The sequence below is a fragment of the Burkholderia sp. Ac-20365 genome (assembly GCF_017104715.1).
Classification (GTDB): domain Bacteria; phylum Pseudomonadota; class Gammaproteobacteria; order Burkholderiales; family Burkholderiaceae; genus Paraburkholderia.
In genome coordinates, this window is the sequence record NZ_JAAGPI010000002.1 from 409769 (window position 1) to 426575 (window position 16807).

Here is a 16807-nt window from a genome sequence, read left to right on the forward strand (position 1 = left end):
TCCCATGCGCTTTTGCCGATGATTTCGCCGCTCGAAATGACGCTGTTCCTGCTGCTGGCATCAGTGGTGGGCGTCGTCGTGTTCCGCTATCTGAACCTGCCGCCGATGCTCGGCTATCTGACCGTCGGCATCGTCGTCGGGCCGCACGCATTCGGCATCGTGCCGGATTCGGTGGGCGCGCAGAATCTCGCCGAATTCGGCGTCGTGTTCCTGATGTTCTCGATCGGGCTGGAGTTTTCGCTCGCCAAATTGCGCTCGATGCGCCGGCTCGTGTTCGGCCTCGGGCTGCTGCAGGTGCTAGGCACGATTGCCGTCGCTGTGTCGCTCGGCTTCGTGCTCGAGCGCTGGGTGCATATCTCGTGGCAGGGAAGCGTCGCGCTGGGCGGTGCGCTGGCGATGTCGTCGACGGCGATCGTCAGCAAGATGCTCGCGGAGCGGCTCGAAATCGAAACCGAGCATGGCCGCAATATCTTCGGCGTGCTGCTGTTCCAGGATCTGGCCGTGGTGCCGCTGCTGATCATCATCGCGGCGCTGGGCGGAAGCCCCGACGATCTGATGAAGTCGCTCGGCATCGCGTCGATCAAGATTGTCATTGCGCTGGCGCTGCTCTTGATCGTCGGGCAGAAGTTCATGACGCGCTGGTTCAACGTGGTCGCGCGGCGCCGCTCGCAGGAACTGTTCATCCTGAACCTGCTGCTCGTCACGCTGGGCGCAGCCTTCATCACCGATAAATTCGGTTTGTCGCTCGCGCTCGGTGCGTTCATCGCGGGTATGTTGATCGCCGAAACGCCGTACCGGCATCAGGTGGAAGAAGACATCAAGCCGTTTCGCGACGTGCTGCTCGGGCTCTTCTTCGTGACCACCGGCATGCTGCTGAATCCGGTGGTGATCTGGGAGCATCCGCTGATCGTTCTGGCGTTCCTGCTCGGCCCGGTGCTGCTGAAAGCGGTGATGATCACGGGGCTTGCGCGTCTGTTCGGCGCGTCGCCGGGCGTCGCGATGCGCACGGGTATCGGCCTCGCGCAGGCGGGCGAATTCGGCTTCGTGCTGCTCAACCTGATTCTGGATAAACATCTCGTCGACGCCACGTTGCTGCAGGCCATCCTCGCCGCGATGCTGCTGTCGATGCTCGCCGCGCCGTTCATGATCCAGAACGCGGATCGCATCGTGCTGCGGCTGTCGTCGACTGAATGGATGATGCAGTCGCTGCAAATGACGCGCATCGCCACGCAAAGCCTCAAGCAGAGCGGCCACGTGATCATCTGCGGTTATGGCCGCGCGGGGCAGAATCTTGCGCGCATGCTGGAGCACGAAGGGCTGTCGTACGTCGCGCTCGACCTGGATCCCGATCGTGTCGCAGCGGCCGCGGCGGCGGGCGAATCGGTCGTGTTCGGCGATGCAGGGCGGCGCGAGTCGCTGCTTGCTGCCGGTATCCATCGCGCGGCGACGGTGGCGATTACGTACGCGAACACACCGTCCGCGCTGCGCGTGCTGCACAACATCCACGAACTCGAACCGACGCTGCCCGTGATCGTGCGCACCGTCGACGACAGCGACCTCGAAAAGCTCCTCGCAGCGGGCGCGACGGAAGTGATTCCGGAGATCGTCGAAGGCAGCCTGATGCTCGCATCGCACACGCTCGTCGTGATGGGCGTGCCGATGCGGCGCGTCGTGCGGCGCGTCGAGGAACTGCGCGACGAGCGTTATAGTCTGCTGCGCGGCTACTTCCACGGCGCCGACGACGTGGAAGACGACGACGGTCACGAGCAGGTGCGGCTACAATCGGTGCCCGTCGACGAAAAAGCCGATGCCGTCGGGCGCACGCTCGAAGAGCTGGGTTTGTTCGATCTGGGTGTCGAAGTGACGGCGATCCGCCGGCACGGCATTCGCGGCGTCGAGCCCGATCCGTCGACCAAGCTGCGCGCGAGCGACATCGTCGTGCTGCGCGGCCTGCCCGAAGCGCTGGCCGAAGCGGAAGAGCGTCTGTCGAAGCATCGGCGCGGCGCGGCGGCGGCCTGACGCTTGCTGCATTTCTTCACCGTAGATCACGCGGCGCGCGCCGTTCACCCCATTTGACGGGCGCGCGCGGCACTCACGCAATTCACTGGAAATATCAGGGTCGTCATCGACCCGTCTGGAGTCATCATGTCCATTGCGCCTGCGAATCAGCCATTCGATGCGGCCGAATACATCAACAGCCAGATCCGCACGGTGCCCGACTGGCCTCAGCCCGGCGTGCAGTTTCGCGATATCACGCCGCTGCTGCAAAAGCCGAAGTCCCTGCGCGTGCTGATCGATATGTTCGTGCAGCGTTATATCGACCTGAAGCTCGACTACATTGCCGGGCTCGACGCACGCGGCTTCATCATTGCGCCGATTCTCGCGTATGAGCTGAATCTCGGCTTCATTCCGATCCGCAAGATCGGCAAGCTGCCGTACAAAACCGTGTCCGAGTCGTACGAACTCGAATACGGTACGGCGACCGTCGAAATTCACGAAGACGCCTGCAAGCCGGGCGACCGCGTCGTGATCGTCGACGACCTGATTGCGACGGGCGGTACGATGATGGCGGGCAAGAACCTGCTCGAGCGGCTTGGCGCGACGGTGATCGAAGGCGCGGCGATCGTCGATCTGCCCGATCTCGGCGGCTCGGCGCTGCTGCGCGAAGCGGGCTTGCCGCTTTACACCGTCACGTCGTTCGGCGGCCACTGATCTCTTTGCTCGGAGCGTTTGCGCGATGCCCAACTTCCTGCTTTTTCTCGCGACGTCGATAGCGATCACGTTTGCACCCGGTCCCGACAATCTGCAGGTTCTCGCGCGCGGCATTTCGCAAGGGCGCGCAGCAGGTTTCGTCGCGGCGCTCGGCTTCGCAGCGGGCATTTCGTTTCATACGACGCTCGCCGCGCTCGGCGTTGCGGCCGTGCTGCGTTCGTCGCCCGTTGCGTTCGAGATCATCAAGCTTGCGGGTGCTGCGTATCTGGTCTGGATCGGCATCAAGGCCATCCGCAGCAAAGGTCTCGCAACCGCGCACGAGCGCCCTCCGCAGCCGCTCATGTCGATCTTCCGGCAGAGCGTGATCGGCAACATGCTGAACCCGAAGGTGACGCTGTTCTTCGTCGTGTTCCTGCCGCAATTCGTCGATCCGCATGGTGTGCAGAGCGTCACGCTGCAGATGCTCGAACTGGGCGCGCTGTTCATGTTGCAGACGGTCTTCGTGTTCTCGCTGTTCGGCGTGTGCGCGGGCATGATCGGCGGATGGCTGAAGCGCCGGCCGCGCGCAGGCGTGTGGCTCGATCGTTTGGCGGGCGCGACATTCATCGCGATCGGCATTCGCGTTGCACTGCGCGACTGATTCTTCGTCTGGCGCCAGAGCTGTCTACACGTATCGCTGTCTGGAGTTTTCATGTCTTTGCCTTGCATCGTTGCCGCGCGCCGTTTCGATCCTGCGTCGCATGTTCCGTTTGTGATCGACGGTGAGCGTGTCGGCTGGATTCGTGCGAGCGATGTGCCGCTCCTCACGCGCTGGCCCGACGTGTTCGACATCGACACGCAGCGGGTCGCGCTTGCGCCGCTCTACAACACGGTCGATCTGCGCAGCGCGGCGCTTGGTTCGGTGATCGGCGCGCTGGCCGCTGAAGGCTGCATTCCGGGCTGGCGCAACGAGACCTATGCGATCCGCAATGCCTTCGATGCACCGCCGCTCGCCTACATAGAGCGCGCGGCGTCGCGCTTCTTCGGCACGATGACGTACGCGGTGCATCTGAACGGCGTCGTAGAATATGCAGATTCTGCGTCGCCCCGTGCGCCGCAATTGTGGATCGCGCGCCGCAGCGACACCAAGGCAACCGATCCCGGCATGCTCGATAACGTCGTGGCGGGTGGCATCGGCTGGGGTTTCAGTCTGGCGGAAACGCTCGTCAAGGAATGCTGGGAAGAAGCGGGCATTCCTGAAGAGATCGCGGCGCGTGCTGTCGCAGGACGCACTGCGCATGTGCTGCAGTCGTTGCCCGAAGGCACGCAGGCCGAGCAGATTTTTATCTACGATCTCGCGTTGCCCGCAGATTTCGCGCCGCGCAATCAGGACGGCGAAGTGGGCGAGCATCGGCTGGCGCGCATCGAAGATGTCGCGCAGGCGATCGAAGAAGGCGCGATGACCGTCGATGCAAGTCTCGCGACGCTCGATTGCCTGCTGCGCCGCCGCTGGATCGATGAAGATGCATGCGCGGGCATCGACGCGCTGTTCGTGCCGCCCGTTATCGCCTGACGCAGCGACGCGTTGCAAACCATCACGAAACACGCATTGAAGAAGGGAGTCACCGAGGTCATGTCGACCGAACACAGCTTTATTCTCAAACTGTCGTGCGCCGATCGGCCCGGCATCGTTCACGCCGTATCGGGCTTTCTGTTCGAGCGCGGCAGCAACATCCTCGACTCCGCGCAATTCGGCGACAGCCACACGGGTGAATTTTTCATGCGCGTCCACTTCCAGCAAGTGGGCGGCGATCCCGGCCTCGACGCGCTGCGCACCGCGTTCGCGACGCTCGCCGAGCAGTTCGGCATGCGCTGGGAATTGCACGACGCGAACGTGAAGCCGCGCGTGGTGCTGATGGTGTCGAAGATCGGCCACTGCCTGAACGATCTGTTGTTCCGCTATCGCACGGGTCAACTGAATATCGAGATTCCGGCGATCATCTCGAACCACAAAGAGTTCTATCAGCTCGCCGCGAGCTACGACATTCCGTTTCATCACTTCCCGTTGACGTCGAAAGACGCGAAGGCGCAGCAGGAAGCGCGCGTGCTCGAAGTGATCGACGAATGCAAGGCGGACCTCGTGGTGCTCGCGCGATACATGCAGATTCTGTCGCCGGAACTGTGTGCAAAGCTCGAAGGGCGCGCGATCAACATTCACCATTCGTTCCTGCCGAGTTTCAAGGGCGCGAAGCCGTATTACCAGGCATTCGACCGCGGCGTGAAGCTGATCGGCGCAACCGCGCATTACGTGACGACGGATCTCGACGAAGGTCCGATCATCGAGCAGGAAGTGGAGCGAGTCGATCACAGCATGACGCCGGATCAACTGACGGCGATTGGTCGCGACGTGGAATGTGTGACGCTGGCGCGTGCGGTGAAGTGGCACGTCGAGCACCGTATCGTGCTGAACGGCAGCAAGACGGTTGTGTTCCGCTGATTGGTTTTTGGCTTCGTAGAAACCGGCGCGTGCCTTGATCGGCAGCGCCGGTTTTTTTATGGACGATGCGTTAGCGCGAAGCCGCGCTTTCCGTCTGCGTCTGGACGACGCGCGCCTTGGTCTTGCGCGCATTTGTTGCTGCGCGGCGCCCGTTCATCTTCTTCAGCCAGATCAACAGGCCCGTCACGCTCAGCATGGCGACGATCACGCCGACGCAACTGATCAGAATGCGTCCGCCGATGCCGAGAATGCGGCCCGAATGCAGCGGGAATTGCGCCTGCATGAAGAGGTCGCCCGCTGTTCCTTTGCCCGGAATCGTCGTGCCGAGTGGCTGGCCGTTTTGTGCGTTCCAGTATGTCCACGCGTTGCCGAGGCCGCCGTCGCCGTGATCGTCGCCGGCACCGAAATAGCCGATGCCGTACACATGGAACATCGGCGCATAGTAGATCGCGCCCGGCGGCGCTTCGATATGCTTGTCGGCGCGCGCCTGGATCGCCTTGTTCAGGATCTCTTCGCGCGCGATGGGCGCTTCGTTCGGCTTCGCGGTGGGTATCAGCGAAGGATCGGTGAACGGCGTCGGCGTGAGCTTCGAGAAGAGTTTGACGACAGGCTGCACGACGGGCATCGACAGATTCATCGACACCGACGTCACCGCCATCATCAGCAGCAAGCCCCAGATCCACACGCCGCCTGAACGGTGAAGATCGAACGTGACTGCGTAGCCGCCGCGCTTCACGCGAAACGCGAACGACTTCTTCCACGCCTTCATGCTCGGAAACGCCAGCACGAGCGCGATCGCGCTATCGAAAATCCACACGATCCCGACGATGCCCATCAGCCACGTGCCGATGTCGATGCCGCCCGTGAACGGCAAAAACAGCGTGTAGTGCAGCTTGTAGATGAACGGCATCAGATTCAGACGCGCGACGGACAACGCGCCCCATTCGCGGCGGCTCTGGATCGCGCCCGTGGCGGGATCGACGGCGATCTGGTTGAAATCGAGCGGATAAGGCTGGTTCGTCTTCGGATCGACGCGCGGCAGCACCATCATCTGCAACGCGTGGCCTGGCTCGACGGAGAGCGGCAGATACGTCACCTGCAGGCGCGGATCGTTCGCTTCGACACGGCGCGCGAGTTCCAGCGACGGCAGCGGCTGCGCCTCGCTTTGTGCGTGGAAGAAGGTCGGATTGAGCATCGCGTCGAGTTCGTGATCCCACGCGATCAGCGCGCCCGTCAGCCCGGCGATGGCCAGAAATAGCGCGATCCCGATGCCGAACCAGCGGTGCAGGCGCACGAGCACGGGTCTCATGCGCGGCTCCCGTCGAATGGGATGGCCGTGATCGGCGGAGAAACTGGGGACATGACGGCGCATTGCCTTGCGAATAAGAACGATTCGCATCTTATGGCGCCAATGCAGATGTCGCAAGAGTTTCGTAAGGAGATGGGCTCTTTTTGTTGCAACGTTTTGATGGTGCGACAAAACGCCGCATGCAAATGAATGGGGAAAATCGACGGCGTGGGGAAATAAAAAAGGCGGCCCTGCGGTCGCCCTTTTTTGCGTATGTTCGGGTTCCGGTCACACGAGCCGCAGATAAATCAGCTCGCGCTTGATATACGCATAGAAGATCGGCGCGGCAATCACGCCCGGAATACCGAACGCGGCTTCCATCACGAGCATCGCGATCAGCAGTTCCCACGCGCGCGCCTCGATCTGTCCGCCGATGATCCGCGCGTTCAGGAAATACTCGAGCTTGTGAATCAGGATCAGGAAGATCAGCGCCGTCACGGCCGCCGGAAAGCTCACCGATAGCGCGACCGCCACGATCAGCGTATTCGAGATCAGATTGCCGATCACAGGCAGCAGCCCAACGATGAACGTGATGATGACGAGCGTCTTCGCCATCGGCAGCGGCGCGTGAAAGAGCGGCAACAGCAGCAACAGGAAGATGCCCGTGAACACCGTGTTGATGGCCGAAATCTTCACTTGCGCGAACACGATACGGCGGAACGCATCGGCGAAACGGCTGACGCGCGTGATGAACGCCGTCGACAACGGCAGCCTTTGCATGTGCCGGGTCGCGCCGACCGCGATGATCGCGCCGATGATCATGCCGATCAGCACATGCGTGAAGATGCGCGCCGCGTTCTTGCCGCCTTGTGACAGCGTGCTCGCGTGCGTCTGCATCAGCACAGCGGCTTTTTCCTTCATCTGCTCGGTGGAAACGGGCAGGTTCTGCGCGACGAATTGCGGCAGCCGCCCGCGCGCCTGATCGATCAATGACATCGCCTGATCGAGCAGCTTTTGCACGCTAGGCACGTCTTTCTCGAAGTGCTCGATGATCGCGACGGTGAAGCCTGTCAGCGCGCCGACGATCACCACGGACAGAATCACCACCGAGAGCCAGCGCGCCCGCCCGCTCGACATGTGCTTCTCGATGCGCGGCGCAAGCGTATGGACGAGCTGGAACACGAGCATGCCGGCGAGCAGCGCGCCCAGCAGCTTCAGTTCGAGCACCGCCCACATCGCGAGCAGCGCGACGATGTAGCTGCCGATTTCGACTGCCGACAATTTCGGCAGGCTCATGTCGCTGGTCAGCCTGACCGGGCGAGGGCGCAGATCCTGCACCTGCCCGTCTTCACGGGCCTGATTACGCTTGGCCATGGCTCTCTATAGTCTCCAACCTCAGGTTTTTACGCTCGACTTGCCGGACTTCGCTGGCGCCTTGCCCGTTGCTTTTGCCTTCCCGGCCGCCGGCTTCGCTGTCGATTTCGACGCCGGCTTGGGTGCATCCGCGGCGACGGCCTTTTTCGGCCTTGCCGCTTTTACGGCCGGTTTCGCGGAATCTGCAGCGGATTCTGCGGCGCTTTCATCGACGGTTGCCTCGGCTTCCTCGTCCGCTGCTTCAGCTTCACCGTCTGGCTGCGTCGCATAGTCCGCGCCCGCTGGCAGTGCACCACCGGCCTTGTCGCGCTGCAACAGCGGCGCGAGATAGCGACCGGTAAAACTTGCCTTCGAGTTCGCGACCTGCTCCGGCGTGCCTTGCGCGATGATCTGCCCGCCACCTGCACCGCCTTCCGGACCGAGATCGATGACCCAGTCGGCAGTTTTTATCACATCGAGATTATGCTCGATGATGACCACGGTATTTCCTTGATCTCGCAACCGATGAATCACTTCGAGCAGCAGCGCGATATCGTGGAAGTGCAAACCGGTGGTCGGCTCGTCGAGGATATAAAGTGTGCGACCCGTATCACGCTTGCTCAGTTCCAGCGACAGCTTCACGCGCTGCGCTTCGCCGCCCGACAGCGTGGTCGCCGACTGGCCGAGCCGGATATAGCCCAGGCCGACGTCGAGCAGCGTCTTCAGCTTGCGCGCGACGACCGGCACCGCCTTGAAGAAGTCGTACGCGTGCTCGACCGTCATGTCCAGCACTTCGCTGATGTTCTGGCCTTTGTAGAGCACGTCGAGCGTTTCGCGGTTGTAGCGCTTGCCGTGGCAGACATCGCACGGGACGTACACATCCGGCAGGAAGTGCATCTCGACCTTCAGCACGCCGTCGCCCTGGCACGATTCGCAGCGTCCGCCCTTCACGTTGAACGAGAAGCGGCCCGGATCGTAGCCGCGTTCCTTTGCGGCGGGCACGCCCGCAAACAACTCGCGGATCGGCGTGAACACGCCCGTGTAGGTCGCCGGGTTCGAACGCGGCGTGCGGCCGATCGGCGACTGATCGACGTTGATCACCTTGTCGAAATGCTCGAGGCCTTCGATGGCCTCGAACGGCGACGGCTCGGTGGACGAACCATACAGATGCTGCGCGACCGCGTGATAAAGCGTGTCGTTGATCAGCGTCGACTTGCCCGAGCCGGATACGCCCGTCACGCAGGTCAGCAGACCCACGGGCAGATCGAGCGATACATGCTTCAGGTTGTTGCCATAAGCCTCGACGATGCGCAGATGACGCTCGTCGGGCTGCTTTCGGTCGTCGGGGAATTCGATGCGGCGCGCGCCCGACAGATACTGGCCCGTCATCGACGCAGGATCTTCCTGCACTTCGACAGGCGTGCCTTCCGCGATCACCATGCCGCCGTGCTCGCCCGCGCCCGGTCCCATGTCGACGACGTAATCGGCCATGCGGATCATGTCTTCGTCATGCTCGACGACGATCACCGAATTGCCGAGATCGCGCAGATGCTTGAGCGTCGAAATGAGCCGGTCGTTGTCGCGCTGATGCAGGCCGATGGACGGCTCGTCGAGCACGTACATCACGCCTGTGAGCCCCGAGCCGATCTGCGACGCGAGCCGGATACGCTGCGCCTCGCCGCCCGACAGCGTCTCAGCGCTGCGTTCCAGCGACAGATAATCGAGCCCGACGTTATTCAGGAACATCAGACGCGCGACGATTTCCTTGATGACCTTGTCGGCGATTTCGCGCTTCGAGCCTTCGAGCCGCAGCGTCTGGAAATAGCCGAGCGAATCGCGCAGCGGCCAGCCGCTGATTTCATAGATGCCGCGCGCATCCTTCCCCGTGCCGATACGCACGAAGCGCGCTTCGCGGCGCAGGCGCGTGCCTTCACATGACGGGCACGCCTGATTGTTCTGATACTTCGCGAGTTCTTCGCGCACCGCGACGGAATCCGTCTCGCGATAACGCCGCTCCAGATTCGGGATGATCCCTTCGAACACATGCTCGCGCACGGACGTGCGGCCGCGCTCGTTGATGTACGAGAACGGCACCGTCTGCGTTCCCGAGCCGTACAGCAGCGTGTTGCGCACTTTTTCCGGCAAGTCTTCGAACGCGGTGTCGATATCGAAGTCGTAGAACGCCGCGAGGCTTTGCAGCATCTGGAAGTAGAACTGGTTGCGCCGGTCCCAGCCCTTGACGGCGCCCGCCGCCAGCGACAGCGACGGATGCGCGACCACCCGCTTCGGATCGAAGAAGGTGATCTGGCCCAGGCCGTCGCATTCCGGGCAAGCGCCCATCGGGTTGTTGAACGAGAAGAGGCGCGGCTCAAGCTCTTGCAGTGAGTACGAGCAGATCGGGCAGGCGAACTTTGAGCTGAACAGATGCTCCTTGTCCGTGTCCATTTCGAGCGCGATCGCGCGGCCGTCGGCCAGACGCAGCGCGGTTTCGAACGATTCGGCCAGACGCTGCTTCGCGTCGGCGCGCACCTTCAGGCGGTCGACGACCACGTCGATCGTGTGCTTGTCGTTCTTCTTCAGCTGCGGCAGCGAGTCGACTTCATAGATCTTCGCGACGCCTTCATTGGACGTACCGCCGCCCGAGCGCACGCGAAAACGGATGAAGCCTTGAGCCTGCATGTCCTCGAACAGCTCCGTGTGCTCGCCTTTACGGTTGGCGACGACGGGCGCGAGGATCATCAGCTTCGTGTCTTCGGGCAGCGCGAGCGCGGCGTCCACCATCTGCGAGACGCTTTGCGCCTCGAGCGGAATTTCGTGGTCCGGGCAGTAAGGCGTGCCGACACGTGCGTAAAGAAGTCGCAGGTAGTCGTGGATTTCGGTGACGGTACCGACCGTCGAGCGCGGGTTGTGCGAGGTCGCTTTCTGCTCGATCGAAATGGCGGGCGACAGACCCTCGATCAGATCGACGTCCGGCTTTTCCATCAGCTGCAGGAATTGCCGGGCGTACGCGGACAGGCTCTCCACATAGCGGCGCTGGCCTTCGGCGTAGAGCGTGTCGAAGGCGAGCGACGATTTGCCCGAGCCGGACAGGCCGGTAATCACGACCAGCTTGTGACGCGGCAAGTCGAGATTGACGTTCTTCAGGTTGTGGGTCCGAGCCCCACGGATACGGATTTGTTCCATGAACCGGCGGGAAGAGGAGAAGGCTAAACCTGCTACTATAACGACTTTTCCAGACCGCCGTTACGGCTTCCTGACAGCGCGCAAACGGCGTGCTGACAAGGTCGAAAGCGTCGTTTTTTTGCGGTTCAGCGTGGTGGGAGTGGCTCGTATATAAGGGCGATTTCTGCCTTCTGCAAGACAGCCGTCACCCGTTGTAAGCTCGGTCAGCGTCAGGTGCCGCGCGTGCGTCGTGCATGCGGCTTCTGCGCGATTCGCTGTCCGTTCATTCAATATTCGTTCCCGATGTCCAATCCGTCCGCTTCGTCTACACGCATGAGCGCGCCCGAGTTGCGCGCGACCGTGTCGCTTGCCGCGATCTTCGCGCTGCGCATGCTGGGTCTCTTCATGATCATGCCCGTCTTCTCGATCTACGCGAAGACGATTCCGGGCGGCGACAACGTGCTGCTGGTCGGCATTGCGCTGGGCGCGTATGGCGTCACGCAATCGCTGCTGTACATCTTCTACGGCTGGGTGTCCGACATGGTCGGCCGCAAGCCGGTGATCGTGACGGGCCTGCTGATCTTCGCGCTCGGCAGCTTCGTTGCCGCGTTCGCGCACGACATGACGTGGATCATCGTCGGCCGCGTGATTCAGGGGATGGGCGCGGTGTCGTCGGCGGTGATCGCGTTCATCGCGGACCTGACGGCGGAAGAGCATCGCACCAAGGCAATGGCGATGGTGGGCGGCTCGATTGGCGTGTCGTTCGCGGTGGCGATCGTCGGCGCGCCGATCGTGTTCCATTATCTCGGCATGAGCGGTCTCTTCACGCTGGTCGGCATCTTCTCGATTCTCGCGATCGGCGTCGTGCTGTGGATCGTGCCCGATGCGCCCAAGCCGGTGCACGTGCCTGCACCGTTCCACGAAGTCCTGCACAACAAGGAACTGCTGCGCCTGAATTTCGGCGTGCTGGTGCTGCACGCGACCCAGACCGCGCTGTTCCTCGTGGTGCCGCGCATTCTCGAAGCGGGCGGACTGTCGGTTGCGTCGCACTGGAAGATCTACCTGCCCGTGATGGGCCTCGCGTTCGTGATGATGGTTCCCGCCATCATTGCCGCCGAGAAACGCGGCAAGATGAAAGCGGTGCTGCTGGGTGCGATTGGTCTTATCCTGATCGGACAATTACTTCTTGGCGTCGCACCGCATACCATCATGTCTGTGGCGGCGATTCTGTTCGTCTACTTTCTCGGCTTCAATATTCTGGAGGCGTCGCAGCCTTCGCTGGTATCGAAGCTGGCGCCGGGCACGCGAAAGGGCGCGGCGGCGGGGGTGTACAACACCACGCAGTCGATCGGTCTTGCGATGGGCGGCGTGATCGGCGGCTGGTTGCTGAAGGTCGACGGGCAAAGCGCGGTTTTCTTTGCCTGTTCGGGGCTCGTTGCTGCCTGGCTTATAATCGCGGCCAGCATGAAACAGCCGCCGCGCAAGGCATAAGTTTTAGGGCATGAATTTACAGGCGGCGGGTTACGGGGCGCGCTTTCCGGTCACTTGACACAAGCGGCCGTGGCGTTAAGAGCCACCAGTGCCGCGTCGCCGGAAACGGAATCAACAGGAGAAACTCATGGCATCCGTGAACAAGGTCATTCTGCTCGGCAATCTGGGTGCCGATCCGGAAGTCCGTTATCTGCCGAGCGGCGACGCAGTGGCGAACATTCGCCTTGCCACGACCGATCGCTACAAGGACAAGCAGTCGGGCGAATTCAAGGAAATGACGGAATGGCACCGCATTTCGTTCTTCGGGCGCCTTGCCGAGATCGTGTCGGAATACCTGAAGAAAGGCTCGTCGGTGTATATCGAAGGCCGTATTCGCACGCGCAAGTATCAGGCGCAGGACGGCACCGACCGTTACTCGACGGAAATCGTCGCTGAACAGATGCAGATGCTCGGCAGCCGCGGCGGTGCGGGCGGCGGCGGTGGCGATGACGGCGGCTACAGCCGTGGCGACTCGATGGAGCGCGGTGGCGGCGGCGGTGGCCGTATGTCGGGCGGCGGCGGTGGTGGGCGTGTGTCGGGCGGTGGCGGCGGTGGCGGTCAAAGCCGTCCGAGCGCGCCGGCTGGCGGCGGGTTCGATGAGATGGATGACGATATCCCGTTCTGACCACCCGTAATCAGAAAATGTAAAGATCAACCCCGCCTTTTGGTGGGGTTTTTCTTTATCTATATGCTAATTACAGCCTGGGAATAATGTCAAGATTGAGCGGAGGGTATACCGCGGCGACCGCGAATTTTGCGCGTAAGCAAATTTCGTAAAGATTATTAGGGCGAGTGGGCCACCAGCCATGAGAGGGCGCATTTCCCCCTGGTGAAGAACGTAAACTTCACCTATTGTGCTGTTGACGCCCTTGGGGAGGATGGCAATGGCCAATCCGTTCTATGTGGTACCAGATCCTGCATTCATCATTAAGGCCATTGCTGATTTGAGCGATTCCGCCCGTTCCAGATACGACTCGTTCGGCTTGCGTGGTGGCAGAAAGCCGTGATCGGCCAACACTTGCTCGTAAAGCTTTTGCTGAGTAATGATGCGATTCTCGGGAAACGCATAAAGGCCAGCACCTGTGCGAATAAAATTCTGCAACAGCGTTGTGAAGCAAATAATGTAGAACTCTTTATCAGGCGCAGTCAGTACGAGATGATTTGCGCGCAACAAAAGGAGGTTTGTCTTCCCGCTGCCTGGAGGCCCGGAAAGCATGAGGTCTTTGTAAAGATCAACCTCCAGCACATCGGACTGCTCGTCGAGCAAATCATCTTCATCAACCCACCAAGTACCGGACATTGCGAGCCCCCAAAATTATTGTTTAAGTAGTTCTTCGATGAGTCCCATCAACCACTCTTCGAACTTTTCAGAGAAGCCATCAAAGCTTTCTAATGATGGTCCGAGTTGGCTCCAACCCACTTCCGTATCGGCCGCTACCTTCGATGCTCTTGCGTACACCTCCACCAGATTGCCATCCTCATGAAGCGCAATGGCAATCTGCACGCGAATCGGTGAATCACGACGTCAGCCTGATCACGCCCGCCCATCTCGATCTTGCTGCCAGCGCGCTATTCAAACGGGAAGCAGAAACCACGGCATATAAGGTCATCGGGCATATGGAAGAAGACTACTTGCCGGGGAAGAGTTAAAGCCAATTTTAGGTCGAAATGAAATTCGACTATTGGTCGGTCTGAATAGCAACGGTGTTGCACAGTTTCTCAAGTTCCGCGATATCCCGTACGAAGTGGTTGCGAAGCGGATTCAGGTTGAGCAGTCTGAATTTTTGACTGGCCTCATCCGGGATCATTGGACCCGTCCGATGTTGCCAGGATCAAAAGAGAATCAGCTCCAACTGCATCAGGCACTTTGCGTTGTGTACACCAACCAGATGCATCGTGGAACCAGAAGCACATTGGCATACGCGGCACAGCCGGTGTCCGATCTGCAGATGCGGGATTTCCTCACGGGGCGGACGGGTACACAGAACGTCTTTGAACGTCATGGCATCGTCGACGCAGACGGCGAGGCCATCGATATCCGTTCAAAGGGATTTCGTCATTTTCTGAACAATCTGCTCGATGAAGGTGGAGCGCCGGATCTCGTCCAGACCAAATGGTTTGGGCGAAAAAATCCTGCCGATACCAAAGCGTATCAGCATTTAACAACTGCACAGCGAGCAAGAAAAGTAGTAGACGATATCATGGCCGGCAAGGCGAAGGGCGCGATCGCCGATCTCGTCAAGGTGCTACCAACTGAAGTCGCCAAAGCTTTCCTGATCTCACGTATCCAGGCTGTTCACGATGTGGGCCCAGGCATGTGCGTGCACGACTTTCAGATGATGCCTTGCCCACGGCATCTGCAATGCGATGCGAATTGCGACGAGTATGTCTGGGAGAAAGGCGACAAGGAACGCAAGGATGCCCTGTTACGTCAGGCTGCGATGGTGCAAGCAAGCATCCGTGCCGCACTCAGCCGAAAGGCTGCAGGAGGCATAGTCAGAAGTGACTGGATGAGACATCTGAAAACCAGATACCGTCAGCTTTTAGCGCAGATGAAAACGTCGGGCCTGAACAAGGCGGACATTCAGCGTTACATTGCTGAAAATGATCCCGATACCGCAGAAATGTTGGCGGATTCATCGCAAAAGTAGCGCGGGTCAGGCGCCGAGCTAGTGAGTTGAATCCGATATGGACACCTGGTTCAGACACTTGGTCTGAACCCGACATGGCTGGATCAGGGCTCTAGACATTCTGACAGGGGATGTTGCATGGTGAAGACAATCAGGGCGAGCCTGAAGATTGACGAGAAGAGGGCGCTTACCCGCGGATCAGCGAACGGATTGATCTCTAACGTGCCTAGGCGCTGTGGACGCAGGTTGAAGCCAACGAAAATGGTCCGATTCTCGGCGCCCCCGAGCATTTTCAGGTCGCCGTCGCACACACACTGGGTCGCTTCGTTGTTCGTCAGATCCATCGCGAGCTGGACCTCGCCACGTATTACCGCATGGGCACGCGCTGAGGGATCGGCGATCGGAACGTAGCGGACATGTCGGGGGTAACCGTGACGCCGCTGGCCCCACCAATTGTCGTTGGCCTCAAATTCGAGCAATTGCCCCGGCTGCCAGGCCAGCACTCGCAGGGCGCCCGTGCCGTTGGCACGTATTGAAACGGGAGTGCTGGAAACACGTGTGTAGTCCTGCGCCAGCTCGCAGCCCGCGCTCACCGTCCATAAACGACACATCACCCGAGCGTCGACCAGTTGCCTCAGCAGAACAGGGTTGGGTCGATCCGTGACGATATCCACAGTTAGCTCGTCCTGCCGCTCGACTGCGACGATGCCCCGAACGTAGGAATGGAGATCTGAACCGTGGCCGGCTAGGCGCCGGAATGAGAAGACGACGTCGTCGGCAGTGAAGGTCTGCCCCTGGTGAAACTTCACTCCTTCGCGAAGATGGAAGCGCCAGCGCAGCGGTGACAATGATTCCCAGCGTACGGCGAGCGCCGGCTCGATATCGAAATTTTCGTCCCATTTCACCAGTGCCTCGTACACTTCCGTCAACAAGGCGAGAGTGGTTTGGTGGTTTTGAGCATGGGGGTCAAGCGTAAGGATGTCATCCTTGCTGGACCAGGTGAAGGTGGAATCGAGTTCGTTTGAGTGAGTCATAGCAGCACGGTTGAATGATGAGGGTTGCGTGTTGAGGTGAAGGCCGTGAAATCAAGAAATCTGAACCACGGTGCCAACTGTCACCAGTTCGAAGAGTTCCAGGATATCTTCATTGCGCATCCGTATGCATCCGCGCGAAACCGGGTTGCCGATCAAGTCCTCGTTGGCTGTGCCGTGGATATAAATGTATCGGCGCAACGTATCAACCTTGCCACGTCGATTGATGCCGTCTTCCAAGCCGTCTAGCCATAGGATGCGTGTCAGGATCCAATCACGATCCAGAGATCTCGAGTGCAATTCCGGCCCGAGTACTTCTCCTGTCGGCCGTCGTCGCGAAAAGATCGTTCCGGAGGGGCAGTCGTGACCGATCTTGAGTTTTATCCGGTGCTTGCCGGTGGGCGTGCGATAACTTCCCGAGATGCAGCCAATTCCGTTTGCTGCTGTCGAGATCCTGTAGGAGCGGCTCGGAATATTCAGGTGTAGCACCTGACGAGCTACGTCGATTTGTATGTGCGAGGTCATTTTTGTGCGGGAATGCTTCAGCCGAAAGCCTTGATCGTGATAACCATGCCGTAGGTGAATATCAGCCCAGTTATAAGGTGAACAAAATGCGTCATGCTCA

16 protein-coding genes are annotated in these 16807 nt (G+C 60.4%); 9 read left to right on the top strand and 7 right to left on the bottom strand.

The genetic code is table 11. The annotated features are described in order from the left end of the window. Positions 1-18: 18 nt before the first annotated feature. From G3O01_RS05200 to purU, 5 genes are all read left to right on the top strand, one after another. A complete protein-coding gene (locus G3O01_RS05200) occupies positions 19-2019 on the top strand; it encodes a monovalent cation:proton antiporter family protein (protein WP_205803713.1) in 2001 nt (666 codons plus the stop codon). A gap of 126 nt (positions 2020-2145) precedes the next feature. Then, complete coding sequence (locus tag G3O01_RS05205) at positions 2146-2712, top strand: adenine phosphoribosyltransferase (protein WP_205803453.1); 567 nt, start codon at positions 2146-2148, stop codon at positions 2710-2712. Between the two features lie 25 nt (positions 2713-2737). Continuing rightward, entirely contained in the window at positions 2738-3352 is a 615-nt protein-coding gene (locus G3O01_RS05210) for a LysE family translocator (RefSeq protein WP_205803454.1), read from the top strand. Positions 3353-3403: 51 nt separating this feature from the next. Beyond that, positions 3404-4264 carry a DUF4743 domain-containing protein gene (locus G3O01_RS05215; RefSeq protein WP_205803455.1) on the top strand — a complete coding sequence of 287 codons (861 nt, stop codon included), beginning with the start codon at positions 3404-3406 and terminating at the stop codon, positions 4262-4264. A gap of 60 nt (positions 4265-4324) precedes the next feature. Further along, positions 4325-5188 carry a formyltetrahydrofolate deformylase gene (purU, locus tag G3O01_RS05220; protein WP_205803456.1) on the top strand — a complete coding sequence of 288 codons (864 nt, stop codon included), beginning with the start codon at positions 4325-4327 and terminating at the stop codon, positions 5186-5188. Positions 5189-5258: 70 nt separating this feature from the next. On the opposite strand, the gene G3O01_RS05225 is transcribed toward purU, so the two are convergent. From G3O01_RS05225 to uvrA, 3 genes are all read right to left on the bottom strand, one after another. Next, positions 5259-6497 carry a PepSY-associated TM helix domain-containing protein gene (locus tag G3O01_RS05225; protein ID WP_205803457.1) on the bottom strand — a complete coding sequence of 413 codons (1239 nt, stop codon included), beginning with the start codon at positions 6495-6497 and terminating at the stop codon, positions 5259-5261. 267 nt (positions 6498-6764) lie between these two features. Beyond that, on the bottom strand, positions 6765-7850 hold the full coding sequence (locus tag G3O01_RS05230; RefSeq protein ID WP_205803458.1) for an AI-2E family transporter: 1086 nt from the start codon (positions 7848-7850) through the stop codon (positions 6765-6767). A gap of 21 nt (positions 7851-7871) precedes the next feature. Then, positions 7872-11012, bottom strand: coding sequence for an excinuclease ABC subunit UvrA (uvrA, locus tag G3O01_RS05235; RefSeq protein WP_205803459.1), 3141 nt, complete (start codon positions 11010-11012; stop codon positions 7872-7874). Between the two features lie 282 nt (positions 11013-11294). Here uvrA and G3O01_RS05240 point away from each other — a divergent pair, with 282 nt between their 5' ends. Together G3O01_RS05240 and G3O01_RS05245 are read left to right on the top strand one after the other, a co-directional pair. Continuing rightward, complete coding sequence (locus G3O01_RS05240) at positions 11295-12482, top strand: MFS transporter (protein WP_205803714.1); 1188 nt, start codon at positions 11295-11297, stop codon at positions 12480-12482. Between the two features lie 127 nt (positions 12483-12609). Next, entirely contained in the window at positions 12610-13146 is a 537-nt protein-coding gene (locus G3O01_RS05245; RefSeq protein ID WP_205803460.1) for a single-stranded DNA-binding protein, read from the top strand. A 273-nt stretch (positions 13147-13419) separates the two neighbouring features. Here the strand turns inward: G3O01_RS05245 and G3O01_RS05250 are convergent, their stop codons facing one another. Both G3O01_RS05250 and G3O01_RS05255 read right to left on the bottom strand, forming a co-directional pair. Next, positions 13420-13821, bottom strand: a complete 402-nt coding sequence (locus G3O01_RS05250; protein WP_205803461.1) for a hypothetical protein — start codon at positions 13819-13821, stop codon at positions 13420-13422. A 15-nt stretch (positions 13822-13836) separates the two neighbouring features. Beyond that, positions 13837-14025 (bottom strand): hypothetical protein, encoded by a 189-nt coding sequence (locus G3O01_RS05255; protein ID WP_205803462.1) that lies wholly within the window; start codon positions 14023-14025, stop codon positions 13837-13839. Between the two features lie 8 nt (positions 14026-14033). On the opposite strand from G3O01_RS05255, the gene G3O01_RS05260 reads away from it, so the two are divergent. Continuing rightward, positions 14034-14171: a hypothetical protein gene (locus G3O01_RS05260; RefSeq protein ID WP_205803463.1), complete on the top strand. Its 138-nt coding sequence runs from the start codon at positions 14034-14036 to the stop codon at positions 14169-14171. Between the two features lie 32 nt (positions 14172-14203). Continuing rightward, positions 14204-15172, top strand: coding sequence for a hypothetical protein (locus G3O01_RS05265; RefSeq protein WP_205803464.1), 969 nt, complete (start codon positions 14204-14206; stop codon positions 15170-15172). Between the two features lie 83 nt (positions 15173-15255). Here the strand turns inward: G3O01_RS05265 and G3O01_RS05270 are convergent, their stop codons facing one another. Together G3O01_RS05270 and G3O01_RS05275 are read right to left on the bottom strand one after the other, a co-directional pair. Continuing rightward, positions 15256-16185 carry an ABC transporter substrate-binding protein gene (locus tag G3O01_RS05270; protein WP_205803465.1) on the bottom strand — a complete coding sequence of 310 codons (930 nt, stop codon included), beginning with the start codon at positions 16183-16185 and terminating at the stop codon, positions 15256-15258. A 51-nt stretch (positions 16186-16236) separates the two neighbouring features. Then, positions 16237-16707: a L,D-transpeptidase gene (locus tag G3O01_RS05275; protein WP_205803466.1), complete on the bottom strand. Its 471-nt coding sequence runs from the start codon at positions 16705-16707 to the stop codon at positions 16237-16239. Positions 16708-16807: the final 100 nt, after the last annotated feature.

Excerpts from the sequence above, each read along its gene's own strand:
- G3O01_RS05200 (WP_205803713.1), top strand. The coding sequence starts at position 19 with ATGATTTCGCCGCTCGAAATGACGCTGTTCCTGCTGCTGGCATCAGTG.
- G3O01_RS05205 (WP_205803453.1), top strand. The coding sequence starts at position 2,146 with ATGTCCATTGCGCCTGCGAATCAGCCATTCGATGCGGCCGAATACATC.
- G3O01_RS05210 (WP_205803454.1), top strand. The coding sequence starts at position 2,738 with ATGCCCAACTTCCTGCTTTTTCTCGCGACGTCGATAGCGATCACGTTT.
- G3O01_RS05215 (WP_205803455.1), top strand. The coding sequence starts at position 3,404 with ATGTCTTTGCCTTGCATCGTTGCCGCGCGCCGTTTCGATCCTGCGTCG.
- purU (WP_205803456.1), top strand. The coding sequence starts at position 4,325 with ATGTCGACCGAACACAGCTTTATTCTCAAACTGTCGTGCGCCGATCGG.
- G3O01_RS05225 (WP_205803457.1), bottom strand. The coding sequence starts at position 6,497 with ATGAGACCCGTGCTCGTGCGCCTGCACCGCTGGTTCGGCATCGGGATC.
- G3O01_RS05230 (WP_205803458.1), bottom strand. The coding sequence starts at position 7,850 with ATGGCCAAGCGTAATCAGGCCCGTGAAGACGGGCAGGTGCAGGATCTG.
- uvrA (WP_205803459.1), bottom strand. The coding sequence starts at position 11,012 with ATGGAACAAATCCGTATCCGTGGGGCTCGGACCCACAACCTGAAGAAC.
- G3O01_RS05240 (WP_205803714.1), top strand. The coding sequence starts at position 11,295 with ATGTCCAATCCGTCCGCTTCGTCTACACGCATGAGCGCGCCCGAGTTG.
- G3O01_RS05245 (WP_205803460.1), top strand. The coding sequence starts at position 12,610 with ATGGCATCCGTGAACAAGGTCATTCTGCTCGGCAATCTGGGTGCCGAT.
- G3O01_RS05250 (WP_205803461.1), bottom strand. The coding sequence starts at position 13,821 with ATGTCCGGTACTTGGTGGGTTGATGAAGATGATTTGCTCGACGAGCAG.
- G3O01_RS05270 (WP_205803465.1), bottom strand. The coding sequence starts at position 16,185 with ATGACTCACTCAAACGAACTCGATTCCACCTTCACCTGGTCCAGCAAG.
- G3O01_RS05275 (WP_205803466.1), bottom strand. The coding sequence starts at position 16,707 with ATGACCTCGCACATACAAATCGACGTAGCTCGTCAGGTGCTACACCTG.